Source organism: Xanthomonas sp. WHRI 8393, assembly GCF_040203315.1.
Classification (GTDB): Bacteria; Pseudomonadota; Gammaproteobacteria; order Xanthomonadales; family Xanthomonadaceae; genus Xanthomonas; species Xanthomonas arboricola.
This window is the reverse complement of record NZ_JBEGGL010000003.1, coordinates 805,198-820,681: the sequence shown is the minus strand read 5'-3', so window position 1 is coordinate 820,681 and position 15,484 is coordinate 805,198. Positions and strand designations below refer to the sequence as shown.

The window sequence follows — 15,484 nt, the reverse complement described above, 5'->3', positions numbered from 1 at the left end:
ATCGCACCGCCCAGATGCGTGCGCCTCAACCGACGCCGGTCGGCCCGTCCAGCAGCATGCGGATCCGCTTGAGCAGCTCCTTCTGCGTATACGGTTTGTTGACCACGTCGAACTCCGCGCCGCCCACGTCGGTGCGCTGAATGCTGGCATCGGCATAGCCGGTGGTCAGCAGGACCTTGATCCTGGGCAGCATGCGCCGCGCCTCGCGGGCCAGCACCACGCCATTCATGCCGCCGGGCATGATCAGATCGGTGAACAGCGCATCCACTTCCGCATGCTGCTCGAGTAACTCGATCGCCTCGCGCCCGCTGGCTGCAGAGAGAATGCGGTAACCGGCGTTTTCCAGGAACATCCTGGCCACCACCGCCACGTCCTGCTTGTCTTCCACCACCAGGATGGTTTCGCTGCCGCCCTTGTCGATGGCACGGCTCTTGACGGCCTGCAGGTCGTTCTCGAACTCGTTGGATGCGGGGAAATACAACCGCACCGTGGTGCCTTCGCCCACTTCGCTGTAGATGCGCACGGTGCCGCCGGACTGCTTGACGAAGCCATACACCATCGACAGACCCAGGCCTGTGCCCTGCCCCTCGTCCTTGGTGGTAAAGAACGGCTCCATGACGCGGCTGGCCACCTCCGGCGGCATGCCCAGGCCCGTGTCGCTGACGGCAATGCTCACATAACGACCCGGCGCCAACTGGTGGTGCATGGCCAGATCGTGGCTGGTGATTTCCACGTTCTGGGTCTGCACGGTCACTTCCTTGCGCTCGGACTGCGCCATCGCATCGCGCGCATTGATCAGCACGTTCAACAGCGCCACTTCGGCCTGGGTGGTGTCGATCTGGCAGTTCCACAGCCCCTCTTCCAGCGACTGCCGCAGGCTGATGCCGCCCCCCAGCGTGCGCTCGGCCATGTTGTTCATGCCCGACACCAGGCCATTGAGATTGACCACCCGCCCCCGCAATTTCTGCTTGCGCGAAAACGCCAGCAATTGCTGGGTCAGGGTGGCCGCCTTGGCCGCGGCGGTTGCGGCATGTTCGGCGCTGAAGGCGATGCGTTCGGCATTCCTGGCGGCATCGCCGGAGACCATCATCTGGATCACTTCCAGATGCCCGGACATCACCTGCAGCAGATTGTTGAAATCGTGCGCGATGCCGCCGGTCAACTGCCCCAGCGCTTCCATCTTCTGCGCCTGGCGCAAGGCGTCCTCGGCATCGCGACGACGACTCACGTCCAACTGCGAACCGAAGAAGTAGACCAGGTTGCCTTGCTCGTCGAACACCGGCGAGACGAACAGCGCATTCCAGAACGAGGAGCCATCCTTGCGGTAATTCAGCACCTCGGTGGCGAATTCGCGGCGTTGCTCGATGGACTCGCGCACGTCCTGCACGCTGGCCGGATCGGTTTCCGGGCCCTGCAGGAAACGGCAGTTGTTGCCGATGATCTCCTCGGACGAATACCCGGTCATTTCCAGAAACGCCCGGTTGGCGAACACGATCGGATTGTCGGGCAGATGCGGGTCGGTGACCGTCATCGGCATGCGCGTGGTTTCCACCGCGGCAAAAAAGATATCCGAGCGATGCTTCTCCACAGGCAGGCTGCGAGATTCGCTGATATGAGGCGCCCGCAGCTCTCCGTTACCAGGATCGTTCAAGTGCATGTTCTCCGCGGGGCCATTCCCGTGGTGATAGTCTAGTTGGGGCCGGTGAGTTGATTCCTCACATCCATGAGCCTTTCCCGTACGGCCGCGCCCGCCGATGCAACCCGGCGTGCGGCAGGCAGCACGCGCTAATGCGGCGCCACCTTGGAAAACACGTTGATGACCACCGCACCGGCCACGATCAGGCCCATGCCCAGCAGCGCCGGCGCATCCAGCCGTTGTCCGTGCACGGCCCAGGCCACCAGCGAAATCAACACGATGCCCGCGCCCGACCACATGGCGTAGGCGATGCCGACCGGGATCACGCGCAGCGTCAGCGCCAGGAAATAGAACGAAATGCCGTAGCCCAGCACGGTGAGCAGCGATGGCCACATGCGCGTGAAGCCTTCGCTCGATTTGAGCGCCGCCGTGGCGGTGACTTCTGCGCAGATCGCGATTGCCAGGAATATCCAGTTCTTCATCGCCGCACCTTGCCCGTGGAATGCGGCGACCATAGCGGCAGGCACCGGCTTGCTTGCAAGCGCGCCGCTGTGCGCCATTGCCTGCGCCGTCGCTTGCTGAAAGCAGGCTAATGCAGGCACGGCGGGCGAGCACTGGCAGGCAGGTGCATCGGTCGTTTTGCCGTAGCATGCGCAGGCAGCAAGCAGCTCTTGCGCTTCATTCGGCCGTTCTGGCGCCGTTGCGCGCGTCTTTCCAGCCAGCGCAGGCTCTGGCAATCATGCGATGCCACCATGCCGGGCTACCAGACCCAGATTCACGAGTTGACCTTCGGGCAACTGACCTACGTCATCCGCGCACTTGCCGACAAACAGCAATACGCCGATCCGGACGAGAGTGCGGCCGATGCCGGCATCTCCTCGGCGCAGTGGAGCCTGTTCGGGCAGGTCTGGCCTGCCGGCCAGCTACTAGCAGAAGCAATGGCCACGCGCCCGATCGAAGGCCGGCGCATTCTCGAACTCGGCTGCGGCCTGGGGCTGGCCAGCCTGGTGTTGCGCCGGCGCGGCGCCGACGTGGTCGCCAGCGATCATCACCCGCTGGCAGAGGTGTTCCTGGCGTACAACGCCGCACTCAACTCCCTGGACTCGGTGCCGTATCGCCGGCTCGACTGGGACGCCGGCGCGCTGAACATGGGCCAGTTCGACATGATCATCGCCAGCGACGTGCTGTATGAAACCCGCCACGCCACCATGTTGGCCAGCCTCATTCCCGCGCTGGCCAGGCCTTCGTGCGAGATCGTCATCAGCGATCCGGGCCGCGGCAACGCCAACGCGCTCTCGCGCATGCTGGCGGACATCGGGTTTTCGTTGGTCGCCGGCGAACGCCAGGCCGCAGCGCAGGTGGCCAAGGCGCCGCGCCTGTTCGTCTACCGGCGCAACATGGACAACTGGTGGCCCGCAGAGGGTTAAGTGTCCCTGCCGCGTGACTCGGGTGCAGACGTATCGGCAGACAGCGCGATCGGCCTGCACGGATCGGCCTTGCGCTTCTGGCGCCCGCTCATGCGCATCGGCGGAGCCTGGCGCCGCAGAGCGGGCGCCAAGTCGTCAGAGCCGGTATTCCTTCGGGTCCAGAAACTCGGCAAGACAGGAACCCACGCGCAGTGCCTGCTCGCGCGCATCGCCGCGGTATTCGCCCTGCCCTGCGCCTTCGATCGTGGCGATCGGCGAAGGATGGTCGCGGTGATACACGAACGCCGTCGACGACCACTGGGTCTGTCCAGGGGCCTGACTTTCCATCGTTTCCACGCGGAACTCACCGCAGTAGCCGTGAATCAACGTGCGTCGAAGTGTTCTGTGCGTCATGCCCGGAAGTATCGCCACGCGCAGTTGAAGACCATGTGGAAAACCGCCGCCGCAGGCGCCAGGTCTGCCGGCAAACGCAACAAGTCCATCCGCAGCAATCGCCGCAACGTTGCATCGACAAAACAAGGAAGAGAGTTTGCACATCCGGCGATTGCCGGGACGCCTTGCGAACGAAGGCGTGGAAATGGTGGCCGAGGACGGAATCGAACCGCCGACACGGGGATTTTCAATCCCCTGCTCTACCAACTGAGCTACTCGGCCACTATCGCAACATGCTGCCTGCGTTGCGAGGACGCGCATCATAGCGAGCAGGCGCAGTTTGAGCAAGCGTTGCGATGAACTTTGTTGCGGGCCGGCGCGGCGACCGCGCTTTCCTGCATCGGTTCACACCGCGCGGAAGGCGGCATGGCCTAGCCTGCGCAGATCCCGAGGAGAATGTCATGCGCCTGCCCTGCCTGCTGTTGTCGCTCGCCTTGCTGCTGCCGTTGATGGCTGCGGCCCAACAGCCGGTACGCGCAGTGCCGCAACTGGACATCTCCCGCTATGCCGGGCAGTGGCACGAGATCGCGCATCTTCCGGTGTCGTTCCAGAAGAAGTGCCGCAGCGACATCACCGCCAGCTACACCTTGCGCGACGATGGCTTGATCGGCGTGCGCAACGGCTGCCGCAGCGCCGATGGCGAGCTGACCCAGGCCGAGGGAGTGGCACGGCCGGTCGAGGGCCGGCCCGGGCAGCTGCAGGTGCGCTTTGCGCCGGAGTGGCTGAGCTGGTTGCCGCTGGTGTGGGCCGACTATTGGGTGATCGCGCTCGACCCGGACTACCAATGGGCAGTGGTCGGCGAGCCGGATCGCAAATACCTGTGGATCCTGTCGCGCTCGCCACAGATGCCGCGCGCGCAGCTCGAGCAACTCAAGCGTCAGGCTACGCAGATGGGCTATGACCTGTCGCCGCTGATCGTGGCTGCGCCCTTGCGTTGACGCCAGCAGCCTGAACGCAGGCCGTGCTGCGTCGTGTGCCGCAACGCCTGCGCACGGACACGCCGCAAGGCAGCAAGGCAGCGTCCGTACTGCGTAGTATTCTTGGCGCCGCCTTACACCCGCCAAGGACCTCAGTACATGCGTCGTGCCTACCGTCTCCTGATCGTGTCGCTGGCCTGCGGCCTGCTGCTGAGCGCCTGTGGCGGTGCGGTCCGCCGCGTGTCCGAGCCGGCCGCCAGCATCCAGCAATTGACCGTGCGTGCCGATGGCTCCTGGTCGGTCGATCTGCGGCTGCAGAACTACAGCAGCATCCCGATGCAGTTCGAGCGCGTGGCGCTGGAGATTTCCGCCGGCGATCAGTTGGCCGGCAAGCTCGACCAGAGCGTCGGTATCTCGATCGGCCCGGAAACCGCCGACGTGGTGACCGTCAGCGTGCAGCCGACCTCGCTGGGCCGTCTCACTGTGGCCGATGTGCTCGCCGGCGGCCGCTCGCTGCCTTACTCGCTCAAGGGCACGGTGTGGGCGACGCCGCAGGACAAGAAGCAGCGCGATTTCAGCGTCGAATCACGTAACACGCTCAGCCCGGCCCCCGGCCTCAACGGCGTGCTGCGCTGACGCGCACGCCTTCCCGCACTCGTTTGAAGGATCCCGCATGAGCAGCTACACCGCCCCGCTGACCGATTTCCGCTTTGCCCTGCACGACGTGCTCAGCGCGCAGGCCCTGTTCGCCCGGCTCGGCTATGCCGACGCCAGCACCGACATCATCGACGCCGTGCTCGAAGAAGCCGGCCGCTTCACCGCGCAGGTGCTGGCGCCGCTCAACAGCATCGGCGACGAAATCGGCTGTGCCTTCGACAAGAGCACCCATGCGGTGACCACCCCGCCCGGCTTCCGTGCGGCCTACGACCAGTTCGTGGAAGGCGGCTGGAACGGGCTCACTGCCGAGACGCAGTTCGGTGGCCAGGGCATGCCGCACACGCTGGGCGTGCCGTTGAGCGAAATGATCAACGCCGCCAACCTGGCCTGGGGCAACTTCCCGCTGCTGTCGCACGGCGCGATGGAAGCGCTGCGCCAGCACGGCGAAACCTGGCAGCAGGATGTCTTCCTCAAGCCACTGATCGACGGCCGCTGGACCGGCACCATGTGCCTGACCGAGCCGCATTGCGGCACCGACCTGGGCCTGCTCAAGACCCGCGCCGAGCCCAACGCCGACGGCAGCTATGCCATCACCGGCACCAAGATCTTCATCACCGCCGGCGAGCACGACCTCACCGACAACATCGTGCATCTGGTGCTGGCCAAGTTGCCGGACGCACCGGCCGGCGCCAAGGGCATCTCGCTGTTCGTCACCCCCAAGTTCAAGGTGGACCGCGACGGCAACGTGGGCGAACGCAATGCGCTGCACTGCGGCTCGATCGAGCACAAGATGGGCATCAAGGGCTCGGTGACCTGCGTGATGAACTTCGAAGGCGCGCAAGGCTATCTGGTCGGCCAGCCGCACAAGGGCCTGCAGGCCATGTTTACGATGATGAATACCGCGCGCCTGAGTGTGGGTCTGCAGGGCATCGGCCTGTCCGAGCGTGCGTATCAGAACGCGCTGCGCTACACCCGCGAGCGCCTGCAGTCGCGCGCGCTCAGCGGTGCCAAATTCCCCGACAAGCCGGCCGACCCGATCATCGTGCACCCGGACGTGCGCCGCATGCTGCTGACCATCAAGTCGCTGACCGAAGGCAGCCGCCTGCTGGCGCTGCACGCGGCCAGCCTGGTCGATGTGGCCCACCGCGGCACCACCGAGCAGGAACGCGCCGACGCCGAGACCCTGGTGAGCTTCCTCACCCCGATCTCCAAGGCCTGCCAGACCGAGTGGTCGATCGAGAACACCTACCACGCGCTGCAGTGCTTCGGCGGCCATGGCTATATCCGCGAATACGGCATGGAGCAGCTGGCCCGCGACGCGCGCATCACCACCATCTACGAAGGCACCACCGGCATCCAGGCGCTGGACCTGATCGGCCGCAAGACCGCTGCCAGCCAGGCGGCGGGACTCAAGCTGTTCCTGGCCGATGTGGAAACCTTCGCCAATGCGCAGGAAGGCAATGCCGCGCTGGCTGAGTTCATCAAGCCGCTGCGCGACAAGTGCAGCGAGTGGGCGATGCTGACCCGCGACGTGCTCGATCGCGCCGCCCGCAACCCGGACGAACTCGGTGCCGCCAGCTACGACTACCTGTTCTATTCCGGCTATGTGGTGTTGGCGTACTGGTGGGCGCGTAGCGTGGCCGCTGCCGATGCGTCCGCGCACAGCGAGGAGTTCAAGCGCGCCAAGCGCGAAACCGCCCGCTTCTACTTCGCACGCATGTTGCCGCGCACGCTGACCCATGCCGCCACCATCCGCAGCGGCGCAGCGCCGTTGATGACGCTGGAAGCGGAATTGTTCGGCGAAGCCTGAGCAAGCGTCATCATCGCGGCGGGCTGCCGCTGTCGCAGCGGACCTGGCCGCGATGAGGCGGCACCGATCGGCAAGACGTCGCGCCCTGGTGCGCTCCTACGGCAACACCGCAGGACTCCGCCGCTGTCGTAGGAGCGGACCTGGCCGCGACGAGGCAGTACCGATCGGCAAGACGTCGCGCCCGGGTGCGCGCCTACGGCAACATCCCAGGATTCCGCCGCCTTCGTAGGAGCGGACCTGGCCGCGACGAGGCGGTACCGATCGGCAAGACGTCGCGCCCTGGTGCGCTCCTACGGCAACATCCCAGGATTTCCGCCGCCGTCGTAGGAGCGGACCTGGCCGCGATGAGGCGGTACCGATCGGCAAGACGTCGCGCCCGGGTGCGCTCCTACGGCAACACCGCAGGATTCCGCCGCCGTCGTAGGAGCGGACCTGGCCGCGACGAGGCGGTACCGAACGGCAGGACGTCGCGCCCGGGTGCGCTCCTACGGCAACACCGCAGGATTTCCGCCGCCGTCGTAGGAGCGGACCTGGCCGCGACGAGGCAGTACCGATCGGCGAGACGTCGCGCCCAGGTGCGCTCCTACACGGCTAAGCAAGGCCTGCAAGGCGTCAGAACATGGTTGCGCAGCGGGGCGGCTGCGCGGAGACGTGCCGACCGATGATTGCAAGACGCGCACCAAAGCCGTTCGCTGCGATACACAAACTGTCAACGATCGGGTATAAGCTGTTTTCCCGATGGAGACAGACACGCACGCAGGTGATGTGATCTTCCCCGGAGGCTCTTCTGCTCCGGTCGCGGGCAGCGCTGTCGCTGCAATCCAGCAACTTCCCACCTTGCGCCTGCTGTCGCTCGATGCGCATGGCCGCGTGCTGGACTGGATCAATTGGCAGGACGCCGCCTGTCTTTACGCACGCGATGCGGTGTCCTGGACGCTGGGCGAGCCCTGCATGCAGATCCATGGCGGCATCTCGCGCCTGACCGGCGAGCGCAGCGTGCTGGAACTGCATCCCATCATCGCCGCACGCGGGCACGCGCGTTCGCGTGCGCTGGACCCGACGCCGACCCTCAGCAACACCGCCCTGTTCGCGCGCGACGCGCAGCTGTGCATGTATTGCGGCCAGCATTTCAGTCGCCCGCAGCTGACCCGCGATCACGTCATGCCGGTCTCCAAGGGCGGCCGCGACAGCTGGGAAAACGTGGTCACCGCCTGCTTCCAGTGCAACTCGCGCAAGGCCAACCGGACGCCACAGCAGGCGCATATGCCGTTGCTGGCCGTGCCGTACCGGCCGAGCTGGATCGAACATCTGATCCTGTCCAACCGCAACATCCTCTCCGACCAGATGGCGTTCCTGCGCGCGCAGTTGCCCAAGCGCTCGAAACTGTCGCTGTAGTCCGCCATACCGGCTCGGCGTGATGTTGCGAGCGCCAAATACGACCGTTGGCAATGGCCGATCGAGAGAAAGGCATCATCGACGGTGTCGAGCGATCGGCTCACGACGGCGCATTGCCTCGCATGGCCTCGTACCCGTTATCCCCTGTGCACCGGCTTCATCCGCGAGCCATACGACGGCCAGGCAACCCTGACCTATCCCAGGCCGCTGACCCAGGTGCGGCAGATTGCCGCAGCCCTGGAAACCCGGCGCGTCCGCCTGCGCTGCCAGCACGCTCGGCCATCACTTCCCGCTGACAGCTGAACCGGTTTGCTTGCCGGGCCTTCGCATGGGGAGGACAATACGGCTTCAGAACATTGACACGATGATGATCGACTCCACCCGCTATCCGCGCCTGTCCCGCATCCAGACCCCCGACGATCTGCGCACTTTCGACGAGGCCGATCTGACCGCGATCGCCGAAGAGCTGCGCGCCTACCTCATCGAATCGGTGGGCAAGAGCGGCGGGCATTTCGCGGCCGGACTGGGCGTGATCGAGCTCACCGTCGCCCTGCACTACCTGTATCAGACCCCGGTCGATCAGCTGGTGTGGGATGTGGGCCATCAGACCTATCCGCACAAGATCCTCACCGGCCGCCGCGACCAGATCCACACGGTCAAGCAAAAGGACGGTGTGGCGCCTTTCCCCAAGCGCGAAGAGAGCGTCTACGACACCTTCGGCGTCGGGCATTCCTCGACTTCGATCTCGGCCGCGCTGGGCATGGCGATCGCCGCGCAGCGCAACGGCGACGAGCGCAAGGTGGTGGCGGTGATCGGCGACGGCGCGATGACCGCCGGCATGGTCTACGAGGCGCTCAACCACGCCGGCGGCATGGACCCGGAGCCGAACCTGCTGGTGATCCTCAACGACAACCGCATGTCGATCTCCGAAGCGGTCGGCGGGCTGACCAAGATGCTGGGGCGTGCCAGCGGCAGCCGCACCCTCAACGCCATCCGCGAGGGCGGCAAGAAGATCCTCGGCGACAAGAAGAACAATCCCACCGCGCGCTTCGTGCGGCGCTGGGAAGAACACTGGAAGGGCATGTTCGTGCCGTCCACGCTGTTCGAGGAAATGGGCTTCCACTACACCGGCCCGATCGACGGCCACGACCTGCCCGGCCTGGTCGGCGCACTGAAGACCCTGAAGACGCTCAAGGGCCCGCAGTTGCTGCACGTGATCACCACCAAGGGCAAGGGCTACGAGCTGGCCGAAGGCGACCAGATCGGTTATCACGCCGTGGGCCCGTTCGATCCGAGCAAGGGCCTGGTCGCCAAGGCCGGCGCCAAGAAGCCGACCTATACCGATGTCTTCAGCGACTGGGTCTGCGACATGGCCGCGGCCGAACCCAGGCTGCTGGTGATCACCCCGGCGATGCGCGAGGGCTCGGGCCTGGTGCGTTTCAGCAAGGAATACCCGCAGCGCTATTTCGACGTGGCGATCGCCGAGCAACACGCGGTGACGCTGGCTGCCGGCATGGCGACCCAGGGCGCCAAACCGGTGGTGGCGATCTACTCCACCTTCCTGCAGCGCGGCTACGACCAGCTGGTGCACGACGTGGCGGTGCAGAAGCTCGACGTGCTGTTCGCGATCGACCGCGGCGGCGTGGTCGGCCCGGATGGCGCCACCCATGCCGGCAACCTGGACCTGAGCTTCCTGCGCTGCGTCCCGCACATGGTGGTGATGGCGCCGGCCGACGAGGCCGAATGCCGTCAGATGCTCACCACCGGCGTGCATTACGAAGGCCCGGCGGCAGTGCGTTACCCGCGCGGCACCGGCCCGGGCAGCGCACTCGATGCATCGCTCACCAGCCTGCCGATCGGCAAGGCGCAGCTGCGTCACAGCGGCACACGCATCGCCCTGCTGGGTTTCGGCGCCAGCGTCGATGCCGCAGAAGCGGTCGGCCGCGAACTCGGCCTGACCGTGGTCAACATGCGCTTCGTCAAACCGCTCGATAAAGCCATGCTGCTGGAGCTGGCCAAGAGCCACGAAGGCTTCGTCACCATCGAAGACAACGTCGTTGCCGGCGGCGCCGGTTCCGGCGTGGCCGAGCTGCTCAACGCCGAAGCGGTCACCATGCCGCTGCTGCACCTGGGCCTGCCGGACAGCTTCCAGCATCACGCCAGCCGCGAAGACCTGCTGGCCGAGGCCGGCATCGACCAGGCCGGCATCCGCGCCGCCGTGCTCAAGCGCTGGCCGCAACTGATGGCAGGCAAGCCGCCCGCGTTGAATGCCGCTGCAGGCTGAGGCCTGCGCGGGTCACACACGGCGGCAGTTGCGGCAGGCGGTTGCAGAATCGCCTGCCCGTGCCGGCAATGACGGATGCCGCATGCTGACGCCGATGTAGTGACCCGCAACACGACCGATCCCGCGCGATAACGCATCACACCTGCGGCACCGCCCCGGTGCGTGCAAACGCCTCCACCAGCCGCAGGATGCGCGCCTGCGCATCGATGTCGTGCAGCTCCGTCTGCAATCTGCGCACGCCTACTGGCAGCTCGGTGGCAGCGAGTGCCTCGCGCAACAGCGCAGGCAGGCCGTCCAGCTCGCGCAGCCACCACGACGCACCTGCGCGCTGCAGGCGCGCGGCATGGTCGAACTGATCGTAATCCAGCGGGTAGACGATCGACGGCAAGCCCGCGGCCAGGCAGGCATACAGGATGCCGGCACCGCCATGGTGGACCACCAGCTCGTAGCGATGCAGCTGCTGCGCGTAGTCCACGTACGGCAGGCGCTGGTAGTTGCCGTGCGTCTGCGCTGGCGGCGCGGCGGTATCGCCATCGCTGAAGTGGAAGATCACCTGCGGAAACTGCACTGCGACGGCACGCAGCACCTGGTCCATCCGCTGCTTGACCCATTGCAGATGCGTGCCCAGCGTCACCAGCACATGCCGACGACCGGGGACGAACTGCGGCGGCGCAACCGCCGCGGGCGGCGTGCACAGCTGCGGACCGACGAAGCGCACCGCCGCCGGCCAGCGCCGTGCCAACTCGAACGATGGCAGACCCAGGGCCAGGATGCAGTGCGGCGAATACACCGCCTCGCTGCGATCGCTGCGATAGATCGCCGGCAATCCGGATGCGCGCATCTGACGGCGGTAACACAGGTGCAGGCTCCGTTTGAAGCCGCGCGTCAGCCGCCGCGCCATCGCCTGCCAGATCCGCTGCGCTGCCGTGGATGGCGGAAGCAGGCCGCCGAAATACGCCGGAGGCCCGTCGCCGGTTTCGATCACGCATGGCGACGGCATGCTGGTCCACCAGGCGATGCCCATCGCCTGCGCTGCCAGCCCCGCGCTCGGCAGAGTGAAATCGGCGATCACCAGGTCCGGCCTCCGCTCGCTCCAGCGCTGCCGTACCGCATCGCCCACGCGCGCCATCAGGCCAAGCGCGCTGTGCAACTGTCGGCGCAGCCGCAAGGGATTGTGGCCTACCGCATGCGGTGGATTGGCGATATCGAGCAACTGCCGGTCGGCTTGTGCATCCAGCACGCCGACCGCGCTCAGCCCGCATGCACGGATGCGCGCCAGTGCCGCCGGCGTGCTGATGACCTGGACATCGTGATGTGGCGCCAGCTGCCGGGCGATCGCCAGGATCGGATGCAGATGCCCGCTATACGGCGGCGCGATCAGATCAATGCGCATGTTCCCTCCCCTGCACTGCCTGCTCGACCTGCGCGATGAAGGCCTGGCACTCGGCCAGCACTGTCGCATCGCGCAGATAGTGCAGATGCCCGCAGGCAGGCGTCAGATCGGGCGCATCGGCGAACAGCGCGCGCGAGATCCAGTCGCCGCTGCCCTGGACGACGCGCAGCTGCCCGAACGTGCCAGGCGTATTGCACACCGGGCCATAGGCGAACACCGCAAGACGCGTGCGCAGCGCCTGCGGCAGCCGTAAGGCTGTCAGCAGCTGCAGGCCACAACTGCCGGCCAGTAGTACCGTCGTCGGCACCTGGTCCAGCAGCGCCACCACGCGCATGCGATCTGCATCGGCAACGCGTGCGGCGCGCGCGGCCAGATACTGGCGCGCGTTGGACACGCTGGCACGCCACAGCGGCATGTGCCGGTAAGTTGGACTAGCGGAGCGATACGGATAATTGCAGTCGATCAGCCGCCGGCCCGGGCCTTGCAGCTGCTGCAGAAAATGCTGCTGTTGCATGCTCAATGCGCAACTTTCCGGATCGCTTTGCCCGGTGAGGAAGGCGATCTGCAGGCTGGCGCCGTCAGTCCGCACGAAAATGCCCATCCGGCAACACGCGATAACGCCGGGTGCGCCAGCGGATCGTGCGCACCAGCGCGGCATGCAGCAGATGCAGCGGCTGCAGGCACTCCGCAACGACCGACAGCAATGGACGGTGGCGAACCGCGCCGCTCACCCGCCATTGCACCAGGCACAGCAGCAGCGCACGCAGCAGCACGGTGCCCAGCACCCAGGCCAGCGCCGGCCAGCTCGCCTGCGCGCAGGCACAGACCAGCAAGGCCAGCAGCAGCAACGGCGGCAGCCCCTGCAGCACGCCGATCGCCGAACACACGCCGACGGTCTGCCGACGCAGCAGGATCAACGCAAACAGCATCCATCGATGCATCTGGCGTGCGTAGCTGGCCAGATCCGGCATCGCGGTGCGCATCGCCACCGGCGCAACGGATTGGCGGAGTCGCCCGCCGCGCTCACGCACCAAGGTGGCAACGGCCAGATCGTCGGTGAGCTGCTGCAGTAGCGCAGCAAACCCGCCCCAGGCACGCAGCTGCTCGGTACGCGCGGCATAGCACATGCCGTTGATGGTCAGCGGCGCGGCGAACGGCAGCCAGCCCAGATAGGTCAGCGCCGCGTTGTTGTTGACGAACTGCGACAACAGCCGGCCTGGCAGCGTGGTGCTGTCCTGGTAGTACGGCAGCGCGGTGACCATATCGGCGTCGGTCAGATCCTGCAGCAGGCGCGCGAGCGCGCTGGCGCTCAGCTGTGCATCGTCGTCGAGGATCAGGCTGATCGGCGCGCGCACATGCGCCAGCGCGTGCTCGAGCTTCCAGGCCTTGGGGTTGATGCCGGCTGGCGCGGCCGGCACCCGCATGCGCTGGATGCGTGCATGCGGATGCAGCGCGACCAAGGCATCGGCAACGCCATTTCCCGGGATGTCGTCTGCATCCAGCAACCAGACGAACTGCGCGTTCGGCAGCGCTTGCAGGTTGGCCGCAAGCACCTGCTGCAAATGCGCATCGCCCCCTAGCACCGGCTGCAGGATCGCCACCTCGGCCAGGGTTGCGCTGGCGCCCCCCGCTGGCAGTGCGCGTGCACCACGCAGCACCCACAGCACTGCAGCCGTCTTGACCATCAGCACCGCCAGGTAGGCAGCTGCCACTATCGGAACGACTACGCCCACTGCGCCGCCTGCCAACGCACGAATGCCTCGATGCCTTGTTCCAGACTGACGCTGGGCGGCCCGAGATCGGCGAGCGTGCGGCGTGGGTCGAAGGTCTTGGAATAGGCAAATGCACCCACGCCGAAGCGCGTGATCGGCGGCTCGCCGCGCAGGCGCAGCACGCGATACGCCGCTTCCACCACGCTGGCCATGCGCAGTGCGGTAGCGATGCGCACCTCGCGTTGCGGCAGCGGCAGCTGCAGGCGCGTGAGCAGGTCCAGCAGCAACTGCTGCAGATCCACCGGCTGCGCATTGGTGAGGTTGTAGGCCGGCTGCAACTGCGGCGCGGTCGCAGCGCGATAGAGGTAATCGCACAGCGTAACGATGTAGATCAGGTCGCCGATCACCGGCTGCGTCTGGCCGACGAAGCGTGGCAGCGCCCCCTTGCGCGCAGCGGCGATCACGCGCGGGAACAGCACCGTGTCTCCCGGCCCGAACACCGCACGCGGGCGTAGCACGGATTTGTCGCCCGGATACTGCTCCAGCAGCGTCTCGCCAAGGTATTTGGTCTGCGCGTAGGTGTTGACGAACGTCGGCCCGATCGGGCTGTCCTCGCTGAGGTCGTATTGATGCTCCTCGCGATAGAACACCGAACTGGACGACACATACAGCAGACGCGGGCAGCCATGGCGCTTGCAGAAGTCGATGACGTTGGCAGTGGCCTGGACGTTGTGCAACTGGAACTGCGCGCGCGTGCCCCACGGCGAGGCCAATGCCGCAGCGTGGATCACCACATCCGGCTGCCACTGCAACGAGAACGGCTGGCTCAGATCGATACGATGGTAGTTGGGCAGATCGCTGGCGCGGCGCCCGATGCCGTGGATCTCCACGCCCGGCTGCCCCTGGAAACGTCGCAGGAAGGACCCACCGACAAAGCCGGATGCACCGGTCACGAGAATACGCAGGCTCATCGCCACTCCGGTTGATAACGGTCAAGACTGGGTTGGCAATGCGACGGCAGGATGGCCAACTCCGGATGTGCATGCGACAGCGCGTGCAGCTGCTGCACGGTGCGCCGGAACGCGCGCCAATCATGCATCAACAAACGTGTGGGCCAGGCAGGCCACTGCAGCGCAGACCAGGTCGCCGACGACCACACCGCGTCGGCGCACAGCAACACCTCGCGGTCGTGTTGATCGCGTAACCACAGGCCCATCTGCCCGGGCACGTGTCCGGGCAACGGCACGGCCAGCACGCTGCCGTCCTCGAACAGATCGTAGGCCGCGCCCAGCCCTTGCCAGGCGCCGGTCAACGCACGCAACGGCGCCTGCTCGGCAAACTGCAGGCGCCGATCGAAATCCTCGGGGAGCAGCTGCGGCAACAAGGCACGCCGCAGGCCGCCGATGCGCGAACAACTGCGCAGCTGTTGATAGTCGGCGCGCAGGCACAGGAAGCGCGCGTTGGGCAGATCGCGCAGACCGCCGACATGATCGGCATGGAAGTGCGAAATCAGGCACCAGGCGATCTCCTCTAGCTGCACGCCACGGCGTGCCAGCTGTGCGCCCAGCGTTTCGTGCGCGGGCAGGTGCACCGGCGTGGTCCAGCGATACAGGCGCTCGGGCCAGGGATCGGTCGCGCGGAAAAAATGCTCCGCATACCCGGTGTCGTACAACAGCGCGCCGCGCTGCGGATGCCGGATCAGCACGCTCAACGCGGGAAATTCCACGGCATGCCAGTGGCCGTCCGCACGCACCATGCGCTCGCAATGGCGGCAATGGCCGATGCGCAGCAACTCGAGCGACACGCGCGGCGGCATCAGGG

General features: G+C 66.4%; 14 protein-coding genes and 1 tRNA gene. 6 read left to right on the top strand and 9 right to left on the bottom strand.

Features of this window, described 5'->3' with window-relative positions; translation table 11 throughout:
- Window positions 1–25 precede the first annotated feature (25 nt).
- Both ABQ137_RS14035 and ABQ137_RS14030 read right to left on the bottom strand, forming a co-directional pair.
- Complete coding sequence (locus ABQ137_RS14035; RefSeq protein ID WP_054592577.1) at window positions 26–1,651, bottom strand: hybrid sensor histidine kinase/response regulator; 1,626 nt, start codon at window positions 1,649–1,651, stop codon at window positions 26–28.
- Window positions 1,652–1,785: 134 nt separating this feature from the next.
- Entirely contained in the window at window positions 1,786–2,118 is a 333-nt protein-coding gene (locus tag ABQ137_RS14030; protein ID WP_039523025.1) for an SMR family transporter, read from the bottom strand.
- 270 nt (window positions 2,119–2,388) lie between these two features.
- Here ABQ137_RS14030 and ABQ137_RS14025 point away from each other — a divergent pair, with 270 nt between their 5' ends.
- Window positions 2,389–3,063 (top strand): class I SAM-dependent methyltransferase, encoded by a 675-nt coding sequence (locus ABQ137_RS14025; RefSeq protein ID WP_046343203.1) that lies wholly within the window; start codon window positions 2,389–2,391, stop codon window positions 3,061–3,063.
- Window positions 3,064–3,198: 135 nt separating this feature from the next.
- Here the strand turns inward: ABQ137_RS14025 and ABQ137_RS14020 are convergent, their stop codons facing one another.
- Both ABQ137_RS14020 and ABQ137_RS14015 read right to left on the bottom strand, forming a co-directional pair.
- Window positions 3,199–3,600: a hypothetical protein gene (locus tag ABQ137_RS14020; protein ID WP_349782889.1), complete on the bottom strand. Its 402-nt coding sequence runs from the start codon at window positions 3,598–3,600 to the stop codon at window positions 3,199–3,201.
- 41 nt (window positions 3,601–3,641) lie between these two features.
- Window positions 3,642–3,717, bottom strand: a tRNA-Phe gene (locus ABQ137_RS14015).
- Between the two features lie 179 nt (window positions 3,718–3,896).
- Between ABQ137_RS14015 and ABQ137_RS14010 the strand changes: the two genes are divergently transcribed.
- The 5 genes from ABQ137_RS14010 to dxs all read left to right on the top strand — a co-directional run bounded on the left by ABQ137_RS14010 (window position 3,897) and on the right by dxs (window position 10,558).
- The gene (locus tag ABQ137_RS14010) at window positions 3,897–4,433 is read left to right on the top strand and encodes a lipocalin family protein (protein WP_046343208.1); all 537 of its coding nucleotides are present in this window, start codon (window positions 3,897–3,899) and stop codon (window positions 4,431–4,433) included.
- A gap of 138 nt (window positions 4,434–4,571) precedes the next feature.
- Window positions 4,572–5,048, top strand: coding sequence for an LEA/WHy family protein (locus tag ABQ137_RS14005; RefSeq protein ID WP_039522095.1), 477 nt, complete (start codon window positions 4,572–4,574; stop codon window positions 5,046–5,048).
- Between the two features lie 37 nt (window positions 5,049–5,085).
- Window positions 5,086–6,879 (top strand): acyl-CoA dehydrogenase C-terminal domain-containing protein, encoded by a 1,794-nt coding sequence (locus tag ABQ137_RS14000; protein ID WP_349782887.1) that lies wholly within the window; start codon window positions 5,086–5,088, stop codon window positions 6,877–6,879.
- 738 nt (window positions 6,880–7,617) lie between these two features.
- On the top strand, window positions 7,618–8,274 hold the full coding sequence (locus ABQ137_RS13995; protein WP_039815122.1) for an HNH endonuclease: 657 nt from the start codon (window positions 7,618–7,620) through the stop codon (window positions 8,272–8,274).
- A gap of 367 nt (window positions 8,275–8,641) precedes the next feature.
- Entirely contained in the window at window positions 8,642–10,558 is a 1,917-nt protein-coding gene (dxs, locus tag ABQ137_RS13990; RefSeq protein ID WP_349782885.1) for a 1-deoxy-D-xylulose-5-phosphate synthase, read from the top strand.
- 136 nt (window positions 10,559–10,694) lie between these two features.
- On the opposite strand, the gene ABQ137_RS13985 is transcribed toward dxs, so the two are convergent.
- From ABQ137_RS13985 to ABQ137_RS13965, 5 genes are read right to left on the bottom strand one after another with little or no spacing between them, the layout of a single operon-like run.
- On the bottom strand, window positions 10,695–11,951 hold the full coding sequence (locus tag ABQ137_RS13985; RefSeq protein WP_102251774.1) for a glycosyltransferase: 1,257 nt from the start codon (window positions 11,949–11,951) through the stop codon (window positions 10,695–10,697).
- On the bottom strand, window positions 11,941–12,552 hold the full coding sequence (locus tag ABQ137_RS13980) for a hypothetical protein (RefSeq protein ID WP_349782882.1): 612 nt from the start codon (window positions 12,550–12,552) through the stop codon (window positions 11,941–11,943). Before ABQ137_RS13980 ends, ABQ137_RS13985 begins: the two co-directional genes overlap by 11 nt.
- Window positions 12,530–13,684, bottom strand: coding sequence for a glycosyltransferase family 21 protein (locus ABQ137_RS13975; protein WP_349782880.1), 1,155 nt, complete (start codon window positions 13,682–13,684; stop codon window positions 12,530–12,532). Before ABQ137_RS13975 ends, ABQ137_RS13980 begins: the two co-directional genes overlap by 23 nt.
- Window positions 13,675–14,634, bottom strand: coding sequence for an NAD-dependent epimerase/dehydratase family protein (locus ABQ137_RS13970; protein WP_349782878.1), 960 nt, complete (start codon window positions 14,632–14,634; stop codon window positions 13,675–13,677). The genes ABQ137_RS13975 and ABQ137_RS13970 overlap by 10 nt, the downstream gene beginning before the upstream one ends.
- A complete protein-coding gene (locus ABQ137_RS13965) occupies window positions 14,631–15,479 on the bottom strand; it encodes an MBL fold metallo-hydrolase (protein WP_054592598.1) in 849 nt (282 codons plus the stop codon). Before ABQ137_RS13965 ends, ABQ137_RS13970 begins: the two co-directional genes overlap by 4 nt.
- Between the last annotated feature and the right edge of the window lie 5 nt (window positions 15,480–15,484).